This window comes from Bdellovibrio sp. HM001 (assembly GCF_055397275.1).
Genome location: NZ_AP029174.1, coordinates 2,325,174 through 2,344,576, shown reverse-complemented (window position 1 = coordinate 2,344,576; position 19,403 = coordinate 2,325,174). Strand labels below are relative to the sequence as shown.

Here is a 19,403-nt window from a genome sequence, read left to right as displayed (position 1 = left end):
GTTGCCATTCTATTCAGGTGAGGGGAGCAATGGCAAAAAGTTCTTTTACCCGTCGTGAGTTTTTGAAAATCTCGGCCTTGGGGTCCGGCGCAATGGCTTTAGGGGCTTGTGCCACCACTGAGCGCCTCTTTATGGGGGACACCCGGGACTTACGCGATGAGGTTGTGATTTTAGGGGCCGGCGCGGCAGGTTTGTCAGCCGCCTTCGAACTGAAGAAACGCAAAGTTCCGTTCCGGATCTTTGAGGCCTCCTCACGTGTCGGAGGACGTGTTCAGTCGGTGTCCGTGTTTCCCGAAGAAGGCCCGGTGGCCGAGCTGGGGGCCGAGTTCGTTGATGGTTCCCACGCCACCGTGATTGCGCTGGCCAAAGAGCTGAATCTGCCACTGAGGGAAATCCGCACTCCAGCGGGAACCGAAGCCCACTTGTTTTCCTTTCAGGGGCGCCAGTATCGTGTGAAAGATCTTATTCCGCGCCTGAAGACGCTGCAAAATCCCCTGCGGCGTGTGCGCTTGGATTTGTACCGCGACCAGGATGTGGTGCTGAGTTATAAAAATGCGCTTCAGTTTGAACGCTCGGCTTACTATGACAGCCTGTCACTGAAGGATCTGTTGAATTCATGGTCCAGCGAGCTGGATCCGGTGTTGAGTGATCTGATCGAGGTGCAAGCCGTGAATCGCTTCGGAGTGGATGCCAAGGATCAGTCTGCATTGCACTTTCTTTCCACGCTTGATGCCGAGGGCAGTTCACTGCTGAGTTCCTCAACCCTGTATCGCATGGAAGGGGGCCTGTCGTCTTTGATGCAGGTTCTGGCGGATCGGGCCGGCGGTGTCATTCCGGACCATATAATGAAAATGAACATGGCTTTGGTGGAAGTGGAGTATGAAAAGGAGATCTTCAAACTCACATTCCAGGGACCTCGGGGAAAAGAAGTCTTCCGGGCTCGCAATGTTATTTGCACGCTGCCTTTTTCAAAGTTGCGTGAAGTCAAAGGCCTGATGGATTTGGAACTTTCTGAATTGAAGAAAGATGTCATTCGTCATCAGGAATACGCCACTCACAGCAAAGGGGTCGTGGGTTTTGCAACCCCGTTCTGGCGAAGTCCGCTGGCTTCGACGCCGGCAAATCTGGGCAATTTCACCGGGGACTTCCTTTCGGAAAAAATCTGGGACTCTGGACGCTCCCAGCCCGGCACCCAGGGCCTGCTGACTTGGCAACGAGGTGGCAGTTCCGGTTTGAGGGCCGGTGCGGCGGCAACCGATGAAGCGCGTAAGGATCTGGAGCGTTTCTATGGGGAAGTTCCCGCCAGACTCAGTGGGGTCCAGCAGATGATCAACTGGCGCCAGCGCAAATGGTCGTTGGGCTCTATGGCCGTGTTTAAGCCGGGCCAGTACATGAAGTATCGCGGAGCCGCAGCGGAACCCGAGTTGGCTGGTCATCTTCACTTTGCCGGAGAGCACACCAGTTTGCGTTTTGCCGGAACCTTGCAGGGGGCTTTGGAGTCTGGTCAGAGAGCGGCTGTCGATATCCTGCGATAGAAAATAAAAAAGGCGTCATGAAGATGACGCCTTTTTCTTTTTTCGGAACGTGCGGCTGAAATCGGGTTATTTAACCAGATTCACCTGCAGGACACCTGCATTGCCTTGCGAAGAGATGAAGCTGTCCACATCTGTTTTGTTGATCGCATTGATCAAAGAACTCATGCGATTGTTGGTCGCAGTCATGCCTTGAGGGATGGATCCGTCCGCGTTCACCCAGCTATAGTTGGCCTGAGGCGACACCACAAACACCACGATATTGTACGAAGGACGGAAACCTTCTTTTTCCACCTGAACAGAAGGCAGGCTCATTGTGTCGGCAGAGATGTATACCGTGCGGGCTTCCTTCACCTGAGAGATGGAAATCTGAGAGGAATCCGTGGAGATAAACGGACGGGAGCCGACGGCATAAAGCACCGTCAGATACTGCCCGCGGTAGTTGCCCAGGCGGTTGACCTGCAGAGCAGGGATGGACTCAAAGCGCGCAGCCTCGGCACTTCTTTGAGAGACTGAACCGCTCATGAGGCCAAGACCGATAATCAGAGTCAAAGCATTGATGATGATAAGTTTGAGGGATCGCATGTTATTTCGCTCCTGTTTTCGCGTAATCCAGATACATCACTAAGTGACCGTTTGGATCCATCATGACGCGATTAATATCCAGTTTAATTCCTAAAATCTGTGGAGGAAGAGGCAAGCCACCAGGCAGGGACTCTTCTGTTTTTCTCCAGTTAGCACTGCGTTTTTTCAACTCGTCTTTGACACCGTCACGGACTTTGCCTTTGAAGAGCTTGCCCGCCATAGAGATGTACTTGTCATCCAGATACATGGAATCTGTATCGATCGAGTGCAACAGCAGTTGCATGCCGCTCTTATCCTCTAACTGGCGCAATTTTGCAATGATATCGAAGTCCACCACGATGATGTTTTTCAGGAACATCGAACCGGGCTTAATTTCGACTGAAACTCTTAATTTGACGAAGGTTTCAGTAGGCTTCAAAGCCACACCAGCTGGAGTTTTTACATAGTCTATCAATGGTGTCGCCACCAGTTTCAAAACGGAACCATCGGATTGTTTGATCTGTTCGAAGTTTCTGCGCTCAAATGCCAGTTGCAGAACGCGATTGATCAGGGATCGGTCCACGCTCAGGCCAATGTCATAATTTTCCTGAGCCACGGCGCCGAATGAGGGAGCCCCGCGGGAAGCGTGCCCCGCTACCGGAGCGCTGCGGCTGTTGACCGGATCTTCCACGTAGGTGGTCAGATCAATGTTCAGGGACTTCTTAAGATTCAGATTTTGGAGCTGCAAGCCCCACTTGAAAGCCGGACGGGTGTCGGTGGGTTCCTGGCCAGGAGCTGCCATGTCCTGAACTTGTTCCAAGGGACCTTTTAGGAACTCTTTGGCTTTTTGGTTTAGCATTTCCGGCAGCTGTTTGCGTGCAAATTCACCGATGTTTTCGCGGACTTTTTCCAGAATCATCGGAGCCTGAGCGGCAAAAAGCTTTTCGATTTCAGCATTGTTCAAATAGAACTTTTTGCCGTTCACTTCGATGGCAAAGGTCGGAACCAGTAGTTTTTTATACTGCAAAGCCAACGACGTTTTATCAAAGTTGTTGTCAATTTCCAAAGCCTCGAAATCCAGTGTTCCATAGGCATTCATGCGGATGTAGAAAGGAATGCGGATGCGCAAAGGGATTTCCTTGTCACCAGCCTCCAAAGAAACATCTTCAAAACCGATCTTACCAAGGAATTCGTTTTGCGTGTCCCAGGCGACCACGGACTTTGTGGCCAGGGTCATTTTTTTCACTTCCAATTCAATGGCCAGAATCGCACCGTCACGTTTTCCCAGGGAATCCATCAGGCGTTCATCCGTCACCAGACCAAAGCGGGAAAACTGCGCGATATAACCGGATTCTCCGATTTCAATTTGCGGCTGGTGATCGTTCATTGAGAATCCCACCAGCCACTGGGTCAGAAGACCACGCACCTGGTTGTACATTTTCACCATTTCCGGATTGGACGCCATGATGTCTTCAGGCTTCAGGGGCTTTTCAAAAGTATAAGTCATTGCCGGGAAATAGCCCTCATCCAGCTTCACGCCCAGATTCCCCAGAATTTCACTCAGGCGGTTGTCGAAGTATTTCATCCCGCGTTGAGTGACCTGAACACGGACTGCATTTTTCAACAGATGCTTATTGGCGATCTGCGGATTGGCGTCGGTGACAGCATGGGCAGTCATCGCCTGCAGGGTCAGCAGAAGCGGGATCAGCAACTTGGATGTGGGCAACCGATTTGGCATTTTTGTTATCCTCATATTTAGGGGCCATGGTCCGTTGCCCCAAGATGCAAATGCGATTCCATTTATGAGACGGTGTCAGACCCTTTATATGGCCTCTGAGGCTTAGACAGGTGTCTAAAATTGATACAGGGGACCTTTTATGTCGACCAATGTAAATAGGGAAGGTTCTGGAAAAAAGATCAGGGTCTGGTCTTAGTTCCCCTTTTTTATTCAAGCTTTGATAGAAAAGGCCATCGTAAAAAAACACAAGGGGTAATACATGCTCAAAAAGTTAACGATGACTATGATGGCGACGGCAATGTTGGCAGCTTGCGGTCAACAGAACTCTGCTCAAGTACAAGCCACTGAAGCTCAGAATGGTGTGATTGGCGGTGAGGTTGTTTCCGCTGGCAGTAATATTGCGCGGTCCACAGTAGGATTGTATGATGCGAAAGTGGGGGCTTTGTGCTCTGGTACTTTGATTGCTCCGCAATTGGTTCTGACTGCGGCTCACTGTGTGGATCCAAACTCCAGTGAATTGATCGTCTTCTTTGGCCAGGAAATGAAAGGTTTGGATAAGTCCAAATCTCGTAAAACAATCAAAGCTATTCAACATAAGCTTTATAATCCAGATCGCGCGGAAGATACAGCTGACATTGCTCTGGTTCGCTTTGAAGGCAATGTTCCGGCGGGTTACGTTCCGGCTCCTTTGTACAAAGAATTCAATGAGCTGCAAAAAGGTTCCCGCATTGTGGTTGCCGGTTACGGTTTGAATTGGTCATGGGGTATCAAAAAGGGTGCAGGCACCTTGCGCACAACTGATTTGAAGGTGAAAAAGCCCTTGTATGGCAGCACAGAAATCATGATCGATCAGTCCTTGAAAAAAGGTATCTGCAGTGGTGATTCCGGCGGCCCGGCTTACGTGGAAAAAAATGGCAAGCTTTATCTGATGGGTGTTGCCAGTCGCGGCGACTCTATCCCAATTCCTCTGACTCCGGACTGCTTCATCATGTCCATCTTTACAAGAGTGGACGCTTATGTTCCCTGGATTCAGGAAACAGCAGCTTTGCTGATGTCCATCAAATAGGATATTTCAGAAGAATCTGAAATGAAATCAGGCGGCAACGCTTTACCAGGACCCACAGCTTTCAAAAAGGTTGTGGGTTTTTTTATATTGTGGAAGTAGGCTTCTGCGATCTTTCCATCCACCAGCTCAAAGTACACGCAATTCTTATAGGTCGAAGCCTCTGAACAATCTCCTGACTTGAGAGCCGCCCGAAATTCAGTTAAATCCTTAGGCCTACCGCTTTTAACAAAGGTAAGAACATGATGAACAAAGTCGCTTTTGCTTTTTTGTCTTTTTCTCTGGTCCTGACTTCTCAGGCTGCCACAGCCAACTGTGATTTGCAGATCGCTGCGATCGTAGCCAATCACGGACATCCGAGTGATCACCCATCATCTCCAGTTCTGGTGGGGACTCTGCTGGCAGGGGATGCTCGCCGGGGAGCGCAAGGGCACATTGGTCCCTTTTCCGAGGATGTCTATCTTTACCTTAATAATGGATCCCAGCACAGCGGATGGTTTCAGGAAGCCTTTGCCTTGGATTTAGACTGCAAACTTAAAGGGTCTAGCGTCCTTTACGCTGAATAAGCTTGGGCGTTGTGGCTGCCATTGAAGCCACAGGATGAATGAGCAAAACGAACCATTTTCATATATTTTGAAAATGAGTTTTCGACCTGTTTCGCGTAATAACCTTCATGGGGGATTGAGCCGGCAGAAAGAAATGCCGAAAAGTTCTTCATGATCAGAACGTATGTGTATTCATCTTTTGCATGTTTTCTAGTTGTACTTCTATGCGGTTGTAGCCTTGACCTCAATTTAACCCAAAATCCTTCGTTGCTGCCGACATCACCGGGCACTGAAAATCCCATCCAATCCTTCGGTGGAAAGCTGTGTTTCGAAGGTGGCGCCATTCGTACTGTGCTCGAGTCAGAGGGAATTCGTTATTACGGTGGGGACTTTACTAAAGTGGGTCCCTGTTCGAGCGGTATTACGAACTTGTCTTCGGATCCTCGCGGTCAGGCAGTCTCTTTGCCTGTCTCGTTAAAAGAGGCCCACGCCTTAGTGCAGGATTCTTTAGGACGATACTACGTTGCGATGACCGTGGCTAATCCTGGTGAAATGCGGGTCAGAAGATTTACGTCTGACTGGGCTTTGGATAATTCCTTTGTGTCGCCTACGTTTTACTATGCCCCTTCCCTTCTTGAGGAAAAACGGCAGATCGCTTGGCTGCATACTAAAAACGACAAGCTGATTTTAGCCGGTCCCCTCTATTACACCCAACCCTCCGGAGGAGAGGAAGGCGGTGGTGGCGTCCCGATGTCCATGGAAGATGGCAGAAATGTTGCTATTCTGAACTTGGAGAGTGGCTCGTTGTTGCCGGCTAGCATTGTTGCAGATGGGTTGGAGCTGCAGTCCGTGGATGATGTCATCGTGGCGGGTAGCAGGGTTGTCCTGGTCGGAACCATGGGTGGTACCGGGCGTGTTGTTGTTGATTTGGACTATGTGAATCAGACAGTCTTTGTTGAACCGACGGGTTTTAACTCTCCGGCCACCTTGTTGCTGGATGGTGCGGGCCAACCATTGGCTTATCACATGGGTTCGGAGTCTTCTGAGTTGTATACAATCAACAACGGCATTTTAACTTCTCGTGCATTTGATATCTCGGCCTGCGGAGTTTATGGGTCACCCACCGTGAAGGCCTATGGCAATATGCTTTACCTGTTGGCCCTGGTGGATTTCGATAATAATTTGGTTAACATCTGTTCTTACGATCTTTCCACTAACCAGGTGACACGAGTGCTGCCGTGGGACACCGACAGAATACCGCCGAATCAGATTGTCTGGGCGGTGAATGAGGAAAAAATCGCTTTGGCGGTAGGTTCACAGTTTTTGGAGCTGAAGCGCAGTGACTTAACGGAAACATACTATCAGAGTGTCCTTAATTCCGAGACGTTGGCGTCGGTTCCAGGTGGATTCTTCGCTTTGAGTGCCGCCGGCAATGGAGCAACGGGGTCGGGGGTTCATAGCGGTCTTTATGCCGAATCGATGTCAACCCGACAAGAGGTTGAAATTCCGACCGTGCTAAGCCTTGACGGCGTGAATGATGCCCCGGATGACAAGGTCAGTATCCGCGGACTTGCCGTTCATGGGAAAAAGCTTTATGCGGGTGGATTCTTTGAGCAGGTCAACGGGGTTCAACAGCAAGGCCTTGTGGTTCTTGATATTAATGATCACTTCAAATCTGTGGCCTTGCCAGTTGCGGTTTCGGGAAATGTCTCAGGCCTAGGTCTTTATAACGATAAGTTGTATATGGTCGGTAATAGCCTTGTGGTCGGCGAAGATGCCGAGGCGGGAGAAGTGGTGCCTATGTCTGTCAGTTCGGCATCAAAGCTGGTGGCTCTGGATTTAAATACCGGTTTGCTGGATGCGGGGCTTTCCAACGAGGTTGTCGTTGATATCGGCAATGACGACATTTACACCTTGTACGTCAATCAGAGCGGAATTTATATCGGTGGCTACTTTGTGATTAGTCACGAGGGCAGTGATTATTGGGATTTCGTGGTGCTGGATCACCAGGGGGCGGTGATCGGAGCGCCGCTGCCTGCAGATCCAGGGGATTACGAAAATGTTTCTGGGGTGGTGGAGTCCGGCGGTAAAATCTATTTCTCTGTCTGGGACTACGGCAGTGATAAGGCCTCTTATGCCGAGCTTAAACCGGATATGACGTTTGAAACGAAGCTTTTAAGCAGCCAGGTCAGCAGTAAAGCTGTGAGTCTCTTTAAGTATAATGGGAACCTTCACGGGATCGTGACGACGCAGGGCTCTGATGAGGCGGTGATTCGCGAAGTTCAGCAGGACGGAACTGTTGGGGAATCTGAGAAGTTGTCTGTGTCCGGGGCGGAAGCTGGCGGAGGCCCCGCTTAACCGCCCGAGGCACCTTACTTTTTAACAAATATCGGTATCGGCATTAGAAGTTGATACCCCAGCCCGCACGAAGAATGATTTGGTTTGCGGAAGAAGTGTTATTATCCGGGTACATCGCATAATCCAGCTGAACCGGGATGAAGTTCTTCTTGCTCAGGTGATAGTCTAGCCCCAAAGAGCCAACGAAGGTCTGGTTGGTGCTGATCTTACTGGTGTTCAGAACGTTGCTGGATTTACCAATCGCGAATAAGAAACCAAGACCGCCGCCGACCCACGCATCAAATTTGGTGTTGCGAAGATAAGAGTAGCGCACCAGGGCTTCGACCCCAAGATAGCTGATGTCCACTGAACATTCAGAACCAGGGCAACTGACATTGGAAGAAGTGCCTTTGGCCACCAGGGTTTCATAACCACCAAGGAAGCGGGCACTGATGTTTCCATCCAGATTCATCTGATAAAAGCCAGAGGCATTAATGCTGCTGCCGGACAGAGAGACCGAAGAGCTGGGGCTGGGCTTGACCGTCATGTTGTTCATGGCATAGCCGGCCGTCACCCCCCAGGCAGATTTGCTGCTGGAACTCTTGACGGAAGCGGACTTCGAGCTGGCGGCAGAGGAGGCAGCTTTGCCAGCGCCGATTTTGCTCAAAGAGAATTCTTGACTCATTTTGCCCTTTAAAATGGCCGCTACTGCTTTGCCATTTTTGATTTGTTTGATTTCCAGCAGAGCGCGGGCTTTGCCATCACTGTCGCGGGCACCGACCTTGTCTCCGACCTGCAGGTATTCGCCTTCAAGATCAATCAAGGCTCGGTCATTCTTAACAACGACTGTTTTAAGCGCCCAAGCTGGTGAAACCAAAGATGATATCATTAGTGTTGCAATCAAGAATCTCATATTGATCTTATCGACAGATACGATTGGAACTAAAGGCAAGATCATTTGACTTGAAATTTCAAAGGCCGGATTTTACTGAAGAAGCCTCCAGAATTGCCAGGGCCCCCTGCAATCAGGCGATCTTATTCTCGAAGTGAAACAAAAAACTGGCGAAAAATGTCAGCTCAGATTGGGGCGGAACACTTTCTACCCACCTCGGTGGCGGGGTGGGTGTCTCACTTTGAATACAGTGCGGACCACAGATCAAGCACTTAGGTGTTGTTTGTCCCAAAAAGTGTCTCAGGATGATGTGCTGTCGAAGCAATTGACTGTATCTTCAGATGAAAAATATTTCGCGATGCCATCACAATTTATCCTGAATTAGACGATAATGTAAACACTCAGGGGGAATTGAGTATGAGGGGCTACAAATATTTGGTTGTAGTTGCGTCGGCATTGTCTGTGGCAAATGCGAACGCAGCTGATAAAGACATGTTAAAGGCCAAAAGACTCTACGAGAGAATGACTGGCGTTAAGGTGTCTTCCACCAAACCGGAGTTGAAGAAGGTCGTTGAGTATATTTCTCAGAACAACGACCGGGCTGCCGCCAATTACATCACGACGACGCCGGATTTTTTGAATGTCCAGGTAAAAAATCTTTCCCTCCGTCTTTCCAATAAAGATGAGTCGGTCAAAGTTCCATTCAATGACTTCTCGGCTTTGATCGTTGGTGTGGTTCGGGATAATGCGGACTTTCGCGAAGTTTTGACGGCAAATTATTCTTACGAGGTTCGTGGCATCGCGAACGATACGGATGAAAGAACCCGCTTCATAAACCAGAGCAACTATACGCCTGTTGAAACCTCTTACCTGGATATGACCAACAAGAATATTCTGGTGAAAAACAGCAGCCAGAAGCTTGTGAAGAACTTCTGGGATACGGCGATCACTCAGGCCAATTTTCAGGGCGGCCAGATTGTGACTTTAGGGACTCATCCGGAACCTGCGGGGATATTCACCACGCGCACATTTGCGGAAAGAAATCTCAGTGGTGGTACCAACCGCCGTGCGGTGGAATTTTCCCTGAAGCAATTCCTTTGTGTTTCCATGGCGGAAGCGGCTGACTCCAGTGCTTCTGACCAATACGTTGGGCGCGATGTCGAGCGTTTCCCAGCAGGGGATCATAATAAATATCTTACCAGCTGCAAAAGCTGCCACTCTGTGATGGATGGTATGCGCGGTGCCTTCGCAAAAATGGAGTATGTGAACTTTACCCATGGGGGTGCGACAGGAACATATTCCCAGATGAACGGCGACTTCTATATTCAACAGGGCATTCTGGCTGACTATAATAAGTACTATGCAGACTATGTCACGCCAACACTGAATGAGATTGTTCCGGAACTGGCAAACAGTCAGGAAAACTCCAGATGGTTCAAAGCACGTGTGGACTACTTGGTCAGCCGTGGGGATACCGTGGCTGTTGCGACAGAGACAACACGTAAAACCTTGGATACCATCCGCGACCCAGCGGTCGCAAATGCTCTGATGGCAGAATATCGCGCTGTTGCCGCCAATCAGGCGTTGTTGGCAACAATTAAAACCAACTATCGTGCGGCAGATTATGTGGCTGAATATACAGCAACATGTCTGAATAAACTGGGAACGACCGCGGGCACGGCACAAACTCGGGAAGATGGCTTCCTGCTTTGTAATTTGGACGTCAAGAAAGATCAGTCTTTGATCTATGCTTTTTACAATGCCAAGTTGACGGCAGCTCGTGTGGCTGACACCGAAAAAGCCCGCCTTCTGGGGAAGTTGATCAATAAAGGCCGCCCTGCGCCTATCAATTTGGCGACGCCCTACTTGCAGGCTAAGGGACAGTTGCGCCAGTTCCCTCGTAACAACTTTGATTCCGCCACGGGTGTGGCGGTGAAAATGAACAAAGGCAGCTATCCCTATGGGTTCGTTGTGAACAGCGATAACTTTGTGAACAATGCCACTTTGGGCAGCAAGTCCTCCTTCTTTGGCTGGCGCGGTCCTGCCTCTGCAGGCGGTTCCGGCGTTAAGGATTTTGGTCGTATGCTTTCGGATTCACGTCGTTTCAGCCAGTGCATGGCTAAACGTGTGTATGAAAGCGTTTGTTTGAAGAAGTTGGAAGCCACTCAATACTCCACACTGGTGCGCCTGGGGGATCGTTTTGAGGCCGTTGGTTACAACCTCAAGAATCTGTACGCGGAAGTTGCGCTGGATCCAGTTTGCGGCGTGGTGAAAGGGGAATAAGCCATGAAAGCAAGAAATAAAATTGGTGCTGTGATTGGTGTGACATTCTCTTTTCTGTTTGTGGCGGCGTCTTTCCAGAACTGCGCCAAACAGGTGGACTTTGCAAGTCTTGAAGAGGTGACTTCGAATGGCGGTGGCGAGGAGGTGCCCAATGGCAGCTCCGGCAATTCAAAAGCGCAAACAGATATCGACGGGGCTCCGGTGGATGCAAAGCAAACCCTGGAATCCATGATGTCACTGCTGGGGCTTTCCCGCACGGATATCAACATGAAAACCGTGAATGATGAGATCAACTATCGTCGGAATTTGCTGGTGTCTCAGAACGATCTGAGTCAGGTGAATTCCCCTTCAATCATTGCGATCACGTCGCTGGCAGGGGTGGTTTGCCAGCAAGCTGTGATCAAGGAAAAGAAGGGGACGAAGGATCTGTTTAAGTATATTGATTTTACCAAGGGACCTTCAAGTTATGGGAAGCTGGGTGCCATCAACACCTACATTTCCCTGATTGACCGCTTCTGGATGCGTCAGCCGTCTAAAGAGGAACTGACTTTGATCACACAGGCGGTGGATGAATACTTCAGCACGCTGGATTCATCTGCGATGAGCAAGGCGGCCGAATCTGACAAGCTCGCCGTGTTCATCTGTACGGGAATGCTGGCCGTTCCGGATTCATATCTTCTGTAAGTTTTTGGGGACAGTGGGGGAAAGATGAAAAACGATAAACTAAAAAAAGTACTGGATGAAAAAACAGATATCTCCAGCCTGAAGCTTTCCCGCAGGGAACTGCTGGAAACAGGTGTTCTGTCCTTTGCGGCCCGCGTGGCGGTGCCAGGAGCAGTAACTTCCATTCTGGGTATGACCAGCCGTGCACAGGCCGATGAATCGGTAGCGCCAATGATGCCCTTTATAACTTTAAGTTTGAGTGGTGGAGCTGCTTTGCATGGGAACTTCGTTGTAAAAGATAAAGGTGGAAGTCTTTTAAGCTCTTATAGCAAGCTGGGTTTGGGAAGAGCCGGTTTTGCGACTGAAAAAGTGATGGGGGCTGACTTTGCCTCCAGTTCCCGTTTACATAAAGGCATTCAGTCTGTGGCCTCGGCAGCGACTTTGGGTAAAACCCGTTTGGTGGCCTTGTGTACAGACACCGCGAACGACACCGCAGGTCAGGCGGCGCTTCGGCCGTTTTACGATTTGTCCGGTCCGTTGGAACGCGCCGGTCTGATTGGAAAAGTTCTACCCGGCGTGCATCAGGGTGCTGGTGCCGAGAATCTTCGCCCAGTGTTTACGTCGCCCAACACCATGCTGGAGCTTGCAAGTCTGGACAACATGTTCGGTGCTTTGAACTATTCCAGCACTTTGGCTGATAACGGGCTTTTGAACGCGGCTCAAAAAAGAACTTTAAGTTCATTTATTGGTAAGATGACCCAGTCCCAGATCGCGCGTCTGAATTCCAAAGATGATGGTCTGAAACTGGCTTTACAAGAGGCAGGTATTAAATCTGCCGATATCATCAAAGCCGGTGGCGCCAGTGGTGTTGATCCGCGCAAAGATGCCGTGGTGCAAAGAGTTTATGGTATCAACACAGGCACCGCCGCCAACAATGCCACCGCTGTGACTGCAGGTGTGGTTTACAATGCTTTAAATGGCAATATCGCGCACGGCCGGATCACGCTGGGTGGGTATGACTATCATGCTCCAGGCGTCAGAACAGCGGCCGACCAGAAGGATTTCGATGCCGGGGTTCAGATTGGCCGTATGCTGGAACTGGCAAGTCAGATGCAAAAGCCGTTGTTCCTGATGGTGACAACGGACGGGGCTTGCGTGTCAGAAATTTCTGACAGTGCCACCACAATCTGGTCCAGTGATTACACGTCTTCTTTGCAGTTCATTATCGCCTTCGATCCAAGAGGCAAGGTCACTTCAAGTGGGACACAGATCGGTCACTATCTGGCCGATCAAAGTGTGGACAACACCACGTTGGTGGGCTCGCGCCCGGACTATGTGGCTGCTGCGATTCTGGCGAACTATCTGAATCTGAATTATAAAATGGGGATGTTCAAGCAACTTGCACCGGCCACACTGCAGGCCGATGACGTTGAAAAAGTTGTTAAACTTCACGTAGCTTAAGGGGAAGCGAATGAAGAAACTTCAAGCCTTGAAGATATCAGGCGCCTTAATCGGGGGACTCATCCTTGTGGTGAGTTTTCAAAACTGCGCTCAGAGCCTGGGAGAAGGTTTCGAGATCGATGCTCAGTCAGTGAAGCTGGTCAGCCAGGGTAGTTCCAGTGCTGGGGGCGACGTGACTCCCGGTGAGGAGGAAGAGACCGACGGCGATGTCAGCACAGGAGATCTTTGTGAGGATCAGCTGTTTGCCAAGTTCGGTTCAGGCTATTATCAATTCTTGAAGCAAAACTGTGCCGGCTGTCACAATGGTGAGCACGAGGCACCGGCCTTTGCCTCCAAGAATTCGTTGATGTCCTATCAGGTCTTTAAAGACAAAGGCTATCAGCTGGTTTCCCTGAATGCGATCAGCGAAACGCACAATCCGCCGTACACAGGTGCTACTCACAACGGCACAATTTCCAGTTTGAAGAGCGAGTGGGAAACGGCCCAGTCTGCTTTCCTGAGTTGTAAGGGCGTGGATGGTGAAGACAAGTCTGTTGTCACCAATTACAAGGCCAATGCCGCGATCGTGAACAGCAAGGCGGATTCATCCGTCTGGAGCAAATTGGAATGGAACATGAGTACAGCGGCGGACATGCCGGCCAAAGCGGCGTTGTTCCCTCTGAAGATCTCATTAGACGCTCAAGTGGCAAAAGTGAACGGGACTGAAGTCGGATATGCCGTGCGCAATCCAACGATTTCCATCACTTCCGGCACGGCGAAGTATCGTGTGCGTGGGGTGTTCTTCTATGTCAACAATGTGCTTTTCGATTCAGCAACTGTTTACCGCAGTATCAATGCGGTTGTTTGTCCGGGGACTGCTTTGAATCTGGCTCCAGTGGGGAACGCCCAGTTGCTGGTTGTGTCTTCGGCTAAGACGACAGATAAATTTGCTTTGCAATTTACTTCCATTGAAAAGGCCGAATCAACTGCAACTTGTGGAATCGGATCCAATGTCGTTGTGCCGGTGGATGAAACCCCGGCTGTGGTCACCTACAGCATGTTGGTGGGCACGGACAGCAAAGTGAATGTGTTTAAAACCCAGTGCTTGAGCTGTCACTCTGGGACCTCTGCAGACGGAGGTCTGGACTTAAGCAATTACAATCAAGCCAAGTCCAAGGCGGCAGCGATTAAAAGACGTGTTAACGATGCCGGAAATCCGATGCCACGCAGTGGTGTGATGTCTTCATCCATGCGCGCGATCGTCGATAAGTGGGTTGATACGAATACACCGCAGTAAAGTGGTGTGTCTTAAAATGAGCCGTTTTGCTGTGAAAGGGGAAAAACAGACAAAACGGCTTTTGATATAGTCTGTGTGTCCGATAAGTAGTCGTGGGGAGCGTACGAATGAAACTTGGGGGATTCAAGAAGACATTTGCTGTTGTTGCCGTTTTGGCAATGGTTCTGGGTTTTCAGAACTGCAGTGACTTTGCGTTGCAGGACCAGGTTTTGTACGAGCAGGGGCTATTTGATTCGCAGACGGCGTTGGACCAGAAAGCGCTGCCGAAGCTTCTGAATGCCGAAGAGTTGTCATTCTGGTCAAAGCCAGGAAATCCTTCCTTCGTTACTAAGTCTCTTTTTATGGCCAACCAGATTTCTGTCGTTGTGGCGGTGGACCGTTCAGCGACCGGCAAAATCATCTCGGTGACCTCAGGAGTCAACCAGGAAGATGCCTTTATCTCTATTGCTGATGGCAAAGTGCGTGCGACTCATGCGGCGGTCAATGCTTCAAATTATGCGTTTATTGAAACCAATTTGCCATCGTCGGGTGACAAAATGGTGATTGCCGCCGGATTCGGGACTAAGACCACTGAAATCTCGCTCTTGATTAATGGTGTGGTGCAGACGGGAACCATTCAAAAAGTGGGCACTCCGGATGATTTTTCCTACACGGCCAAGAGTGTTGAAGTCGCACCTTCGGGTGGTCAGGTTTATGAGTATGTCGTCTATGGCGGACATACGGATGATGCTGCGGTCCTGACCAAGAGCGAACTCAATGTGATGTCCCGTTATATCGCGACCAATAATTTGATTGAGAATGTGATCTATGATCCAAGTCTTGCGAACGAAGGCAAGGATGATACGACCACCGAAAATCCAAAGTTCGCGCCGGTAAAAGCCCTTCTGGATGCGAAGTGCGTGACCTGCCATACACACAGTTCGAATTTGAAGAACATGACCGAGACTAAAGCTTTGGCCAACAACTGGGTGCGGGCGAAAAATCTGGCGGGATCTCGCTTGTACTATCGCTTAAAGGGTGCCACGACCGGTTCCGGTCCGGCCAATATGCCGACGGATAACACGTTGACGGCGGCCGAAGTTCAGGCCGTTGCCGACTGGATTAACAGCATTGAAAATTAATAACAACTAAGTACGTTGATACAACAATCACCAGTAAGGGTGGAGGGGTTACATATGAAGTTTTTGACAGCGTTGATTGTCACAATGGGGATTTCAACTGCAGCGGTGGCACAAAGTGTGGTCGTGGATGTTGTCTTGAATCCGATGGGGGATTTTAAAGGCAAGACGTCCGATGTTAAGGGTGAGGCGACTGTTAAAGGGGACGAGGTTTCTGCGCAAAATATCGTGGTGAATCTGAAAAACCTGAAAACAGGCGTGGAAGTCCGGGACAAGCACACACAAAAGTATCTGGAGACCAGCAAGTATCCTGAAGCGGTTTTGATCTCCGCCACGGGTAAGGGTGGTAAAGGAACGGGTAAGATTAAAATCCGTGGTGTGGAAAAAGATATCGCGGGATCTTACAAGATTGAAGGCAAGGTGCTGAAGGCCACGTTTAAATTGAAACTAAGCGATTTCGGCATCAAGGACATCAACTACATGGGTGTTGGCGTTGAAGACGAAATCACTTTGAATGTGGCTGTGCCGGTTAAATCCTAAAAGCGGTAGTTCGCGCCGATTTTCCAAAGCGTGGTCCCCTCTGTCAGGGGGCCAACGCCAGAATAAAAGTCCCACTTTCTAAATATTCTAATATTCAGATCCAAAAGTCCGCCGACATAAAGACTGCGTCCGGCATCGACAATTTGCGTGGATGTTTCTCTTGGCCAGTCAATATTTTTGTACATGCCCATCAAGGTGAGCCCGGCATTGATGCGTCCGGAGAAGCGATAGAATCCCCGTGGAGAAACTCCATAGGTGGTGAAGGCAACCTTGTCCTGCAGATAGCCTTCGCCAGCAATACCACCGTTGGCGCGACCTGATCCGATAAAAGCGCCCATGCTCCAGCCCCAGCGGTAGTAAGTGATCTCTTTCATCAGAGTGACGGTGATGGCGTTGTAGTTGGCGGGCTGTCGACTCATGTTGATTCCGTCTTGCACGCGCAAGGTTTCATTCCATTGAAGAGTCGAAAGACTCAGTCCCCAATTTTGCTGTGCCCGGACGCGGGAGGTTTTTTTTGCCGCGGTCTCAGTTGCGGTTGTTTCGCCAACAGTGTCGTCAGAGTCCTCCTGGGCAAAAGCAGTGTGAGTCAGCAGGCCCAGTGTCAGAAGAAGGGGAAGAAGTGTTTTTTTCATGATTGCTCCTAGTATGAAACGTGCACTTGCCCTTGCAAGGACCACTGATCTTCCGCGCCACCAGAAGATGGATAAGTCTTATTGTTAACGCCCATCACGCGCAATTCCGTGCGAGGCAGAGGGAACATCAAAGCTCCGACAGACCACTTCATGCTTTCGTCGGAGGACTCGGTGATGCTTCTTTTGGAGTGCTCAATAACAGAGAGAAGATTGTATCCACGTTCCAGATTCACCAGGGTCTGTACCAGCGCATAAGTGCCCAGTTCGGGGTCTGTTGTGCCGATCTGCGGTGTGCGTTCTTTTAAGCCAACCTCAGCCATAATCGCAGATCCTTTAGAAAGGCCCATGCGAGTTGTAAAGGCCGCAAGCTTCCATTTTTCAAGGTCACTTTCGGACATAAGGAAAGAACCACCGACTTTGAATTTTTCATAAACCTGATATTCGCCGGCGACGGAATAGCCTTTTTGCTTTGCATTGTCTTCTTGAGCCGCGTTTCCGAAGAAGGCATTCAGGGCAATATCCCAGTCGGGATACGTGAGGTGAGCAATAGCACCCTGAGACTGGTCAAACTGTCCCAAAGTGATGACTTTGCGGTTCACCGCCGAATGGTCCACGTTGCGGATACCGAAGGCTTTGTCCATTTGCCCCAGATAGATCCACAGGTTGTTGCTTTGTTTCCAGCGAAGATAGTATTCGCGCATGAACCATGTGTTGGTTTTCCCATAGTATGCTTCCTGACCTGTATAGCCGACGGTGGTGATCAGGGCGTAGGTTTGCTTTTTATCAAGGAAGAAGTTCAGGTTCACGTCGTTTTGCATGTTATAGAACTTCTCGATAGTATCCTTGGAGCCTGGCGAGGTTTTCAGCCACAAGCCACGGTACTTCAGGCCGGGACGGAACCACCAGGGAAGTGGCTTACTTCCCAAGAATCCGGACTTCATTGAGATTTCTTCGTCATCCATCGTTTTAGGGAAGACCGCACGTGAGGTGATTTCGCCAGCAAACAGGGCGCGGCCGTAATCATTCAGGGCTCCGCCACCCAGACCATTGTAATGGCAGGTGATACAGGAGGAGTACGAATAGCCGATAAAGTCGGGGTAGGCCGAAGCTGTTTCGGTTTTAAGAATCGCTGCAAAGATGAAGGCGGGCAGAAGATATTTAATGTGTCTCACAATGAGAAATTCTAAGTGAGGAAGCGAGATAATCAATAAAAATCTATATCTGGAACGGATACTGGCCGATAAGTTTTCCATGGAAACAAAAACAACCACACTACAACGTCCTCGGACGGTTGAAATGGCTGCGGCGGTGCTGATCCTGACGCCGATGTTGGATGCATTGATGATGCAAAGATCTGGCGTGTCTATTCTGAATTGGCTCAGCTGGATTTTCGTTTTCGGTGCGGGAGTGACGCTGATGATTCGTCACAAATCCTCATGGATTCTCGGGGTTGTTCTGTGTGCGGCCTTTGTCGTGAACACCTCTTATCATCTGATTCAGGAGTTTAATACGGTAGACCCCATCATCAGCTCAGCACGACTGTTGGATTGCCTTATTGTTGTGTTTATTGTCGGGACTGTGTTTTCGTTCTTCCGTTATCCTTATCTGGATCGCCGTCAGAATTGGTTTGCACCCACGGGCGACCGTTACGTGGTGGCCACCTCTGTGCTCCTAGAGGGGCGTGTGGAAGCGCAGACTGTGGATCTGTCCTATACCGGCGCCCGCATCGCGGTCCCGGAGGGGGTGTCTTACCAAAAGGGACAGACGGTCTCTGTTCAGCTTTCCGAGATCAATGATATTCAGTGTGCCGCCAAGGTGATTGACTTGCAGGGCGGAATCCTGCGCCTGCATTTCGCAGACCTTAATTCCAGCGAAAAAGAACTGCTTCGTCAGTGGCTTTCCAGCCAAAATCTGCAAAAAACATAGAATCCTCTTTCGTCTCTGCTATTTTTAGGGCATAAGTGGGCTTTTCCAACAAGGTGGTCGCATGGCGAAAACAACAAAGAAGACATCCAAGAAAGCAGCCAAGAATAAAGAGGACGCTTTGCTGTCCGACGGAACTCCGACTGTGAAGCAAATTCTGGAAAATGTGCGTCCGACTCCGATGGTGCATAATGGTCTGACCAACGAGGAAAAGATTGATCGCATCGCGGAGAAATTCACGGATATCATGCAGACACTGGGATTGGACCTGGAGGATGACAGTTTGCGTGAAACGCCACGTCGAGTGGCGAAAATGTACGTGAATGAAGTCTTCGGTGGGTTGGATCCGAAAAAGTTTCCGAAAATGACAGTGATCGAAAACAAGATGAACTATGATCAGATGATCGTGGTTCAAAATATCGGCTGTTTGTCTTTCTGCGAACACCATTTTCTGCCTATTGATGGCTTCGCCACCGTGGCTTATATCCCCAATAAAAAAGTCATTGGTCTTTCCAAGATCAACCGCATTGTACAGTATTTTTCAAGACGTCCTCAGGTTCAGGAACGCCTGACCAAGCAGATCGTGGACTGTTTGCAGTACATTCTTGGAACGGAGCATGTGGCGGTTCATATCAATGCCAAGCACTATTGTGTGATGATGAGAGGTATTGAAGACACCTCCAGCACGACCTCGACAGCGGATTTGCGTGGTCACTTTAAAACCCGCATGGAAACGCGTGAAGAGTTCCTGCAGCACTGCCGCACTAAATTCTAAGGTACCTGCTTACTTTTGCAGAAGCGTTGCGAAAAAAAGGGAGGCTGTAGCCTCCCTTTTT

The 19,403-nt window shown here is 49.8% G+C and carries 17 protein-coding genes; 12 read left to right on the top strand and 5 right to left on the bottom strand.

Features of this window, described 5'->3' with window-relative positions; translation table 11 throughout:
* Positions 1-29: 29 nt before the first annotated feature.
* Positions 30-1,535: an FAD-dependent oxidoreductase gene (locus tag ACZ5ZZ_RS11135; RefSeq protein ID WP_464139389.1), complete on the top strand. Its 1,506-nt coding sequence runs from the start codon at positions 30-32 to the stop codon at positions 1,533-1,535.
* A 66-nt stretch (positions 1,536-1,601) separates the two neighbouring features.
* Here the strand turns inward: ACZ5ZZ_RS11135 and ACZ5ZZ_RS11130 are convergent, their stop codons facing one another.
* Both ACZ5ZZ_RS11130 and ACZ5ZZ_RS11125 read right to left on the bottom strand, forming a co-directional pair.
* A complete protein-coding gene (locus tag ACZ5ZZ_RS11130; RefSeq protein ID WP_464120679.1) occupies positions 1,602-2,117 on the bottom strand; it encodes a hypothetical protein in 516 nt (171 codons plus the stop codon).
* 1 nt (position 2,118) lies between these two features.
* The gene (locus ACZ5ZZ_RS11125) at positions 2,119-3,834 is read right to left on the bottom strand and encodes a DUF2785 domain-containing protein (RefSeq protein WP_464131163.1); all 1,716 of its coding nucleotides are present in this window, start codon (positions 3,832-3,834) and stop codon (positions 2,119-2,121) included.
* Positions 3,835-4,093: 259 nt separating this feature from the next.
* Between ACZ5ZZ_RS11125 and ACZ5ZZ_RS11120 the strand changes: the two genes are divergently transcribed.
* The 3 genes from ACZ5ZZ_RS11120 to ACZ5ZZ_RS11110 all read left to right on the top strand — a co-directional run bounded on the left by ACZ5ZZ_RS11120 (position 4,094) and on the right by ACZ5ZZ_RS11110 (position 7,800).
* Positions 4,094-4,900: a S1 family peptidase gene (locus tag ACZ5ZZ_RS11120; protein WP_464131162.1), complete on the top strand. Its 807-nt coding sequence runs from the start codon at positions 4,094-4,096 to the stop codon at positions 4,898-4,900.
* A 239-nt stretch (positions 4,901-5,139) separates the two neighbouring features.
* On the top strand, positions 5,140-5,463 hold the full coding sequence (locus ACZ5ZZ_RS11115; protein WP_464131161.1) for a hypothetical protein: 324 nt from the start codon (positions 5,140-5,142) through the stop codon (positions 5,461-5,463).
* A gap of 246 nt (positions 5,464-5,709) precedes the next feature.
* Entirely contained in the window at positions 5,710-7,800 is a 2,091-nt protein-coding gene (locus ACZ5ZZ_RS11110) for a hypothetical protein (protein ID WP_464139387.1), read from the top strand.
* Positions 7,801-7,843: 43 nt separating this feature from the next.
* Here the strand turns inward: ACZ5ZZ_RS11110 and ACZ5ZZ_RS11105 are convergent, their stop codons facing one another.
* Complete coding sequence (locus ACZ5ZZ_RS11105; RefSeq protein WP_464139385.1) at positions 7,844-8,692, bottom strand: outer membrane beta-barrel protein; 849 nt, start codon at positions 8,690-8,692, stop codon at positions 7,844-7,846.
* 396 nt (positions 8,693-9,088) lie between these two features.
* Between ACZ5ZZ_RS11105 and ACZ5ZZ_RS11100 the strand changes: the two genes are divergently transcribed.
* The 6 genes from ACZ5ZZ_RS11100 (at position 9,089) to ACZ5ZZ_RS11075 (ending at position 16,012) form a co-directional block, all read left to right on the top strand.
* The gene (locus ACZ5ZZ_RS11100) at positions 9,089-10,954 is read left to right on the top strand and encodes a hypothetical protein (protein ID WP_464139383.1); all 1,866 of its coding nucleotides are present in this window, start codon (positions 9,089-9,091) and stop codon (positions 10,952-10,954) included.
* A gap of 3 nt (positions 10,955-10,957) precedes the next feature.
* Positions 10,958-11,638: a hypothetical protein gene (locus ACZ5ZZ_RS11095; protein ID WP_464131156.1), complete on the top strand. Its 681-nt coding sequence runs from the start codon at positions 10,958-10,960 to the stop codon at positions 11,636-11,638.
* A 24-nt stretch (positions 11,639-11,662) separates the two neighbouring features.
* Positions 11,663-13,078 carry a hypothetical protein gene (locus tag ACZ5ZZ_RS11090; protein WP_464131154.1) on the top strand — a complete coding sequence of 472 codons (1,416 nt, stop codon included), beginning with the start codon at positions 11,663-11,665 and terminating at the stop codon, positions 13,076-13,078.
* Between the two features lie 10 nt (positions 13,079-13,088).
* On the top strand, positions 13,089-14,354 hold the full coding sequence (locus ACZ5ZZ_RS11085; protein ID WP_464120686.1) for a hypothetical protein: 1,266 nt from the start codon (positions 13,089-13,091) through the stop codon (positions 14,352-14,354).
* Positions 14,355-14,461: 107 nt separating this feature from the next.
* Positions 14,462-15,475 carry a c-type cytochrome gene (locus tag ACZ5ZZ_RS11080; RefSeq protein WP_464131152.1) on the top strand — a complete coding sequence of 338 codons (1,014 nt, stop codon included), beginning with the start codon at positions 14,462-14,464 and terminating at the stop codon, positions 15,473-15,475.
* Positions 15,476-15,529: 54 nt separating this feature from the next.
* Positions 15,530-16,012, top strand: a complete 483-nt coding sequence (locus tag ACZ5ZZ_RS11075; RefSeq protein ID WP_464120688.1) for a YceI family protein — start codon at positions 15,530-15,532, stop codon at positions 16,010-16,012.
* Here the strand turns inward: ACZ5ZZ_RS11075 and ACZ5ZZ_RS11070 are convergent.
* Positions 16,009-16,644, bottom strand: coding sequence for a hypothetical protein (locus ACZ5ZZ_RS11070; protein WP_464139381.1), 636 nt, complete (start codon positions 16,642-16,644; stop codon positions 16,009-16,011). The genes ACZ5ZZ_RS11075 and ACZ5ZZ_RS11070 overlap by 4 nt on opposite strands.
* 8 nt (positions 16,645-16,652) lie before the next feature.
* A complete protein-coding gene (locus ACZ5ZZ_RS11065; protein WP_464139379.1) occupies positions 16,653-17,816 on the bottom strand; it encodes a hypothetical protein in 1,164 nt (387 codons plus the stop codon).
* Between the two features lie 79 nt (positions 17,817-17,895).
* Between ACZ5ZZ_RS11065 and ACZ5ZZ_RS11060 the strand changes: the two genes are divergently transcribed.
* Together ACZ5ZZ_RS11060 and folE are read left to right on the top strand one after the other, a co-directional pair.
* Entirely contained in the window at positions 17,896-18,570 is a 675-nt protein-coding gene (locus ACZ5ZZ_RS11060; RefSeq protein WP_464139377.1) for a PilZ domain-containing protein, read from the top strand.
* 61 nt (positions 18,571-18,631) lie between these two features.
* On the top strand, positions 18,632-19,342 hold the full coding sequence (gene folE / locus ACZ5ZZ_RS11055) for a GTP cyclohydrolase I FolE (protein WP_464139375.1): 711 nt from the start codon (positions 18,632-18,634) through the stop codon (positions 19,340-19,342).
* Positions 19,343-19,403 lie beyond the last annotated feature (61 nt).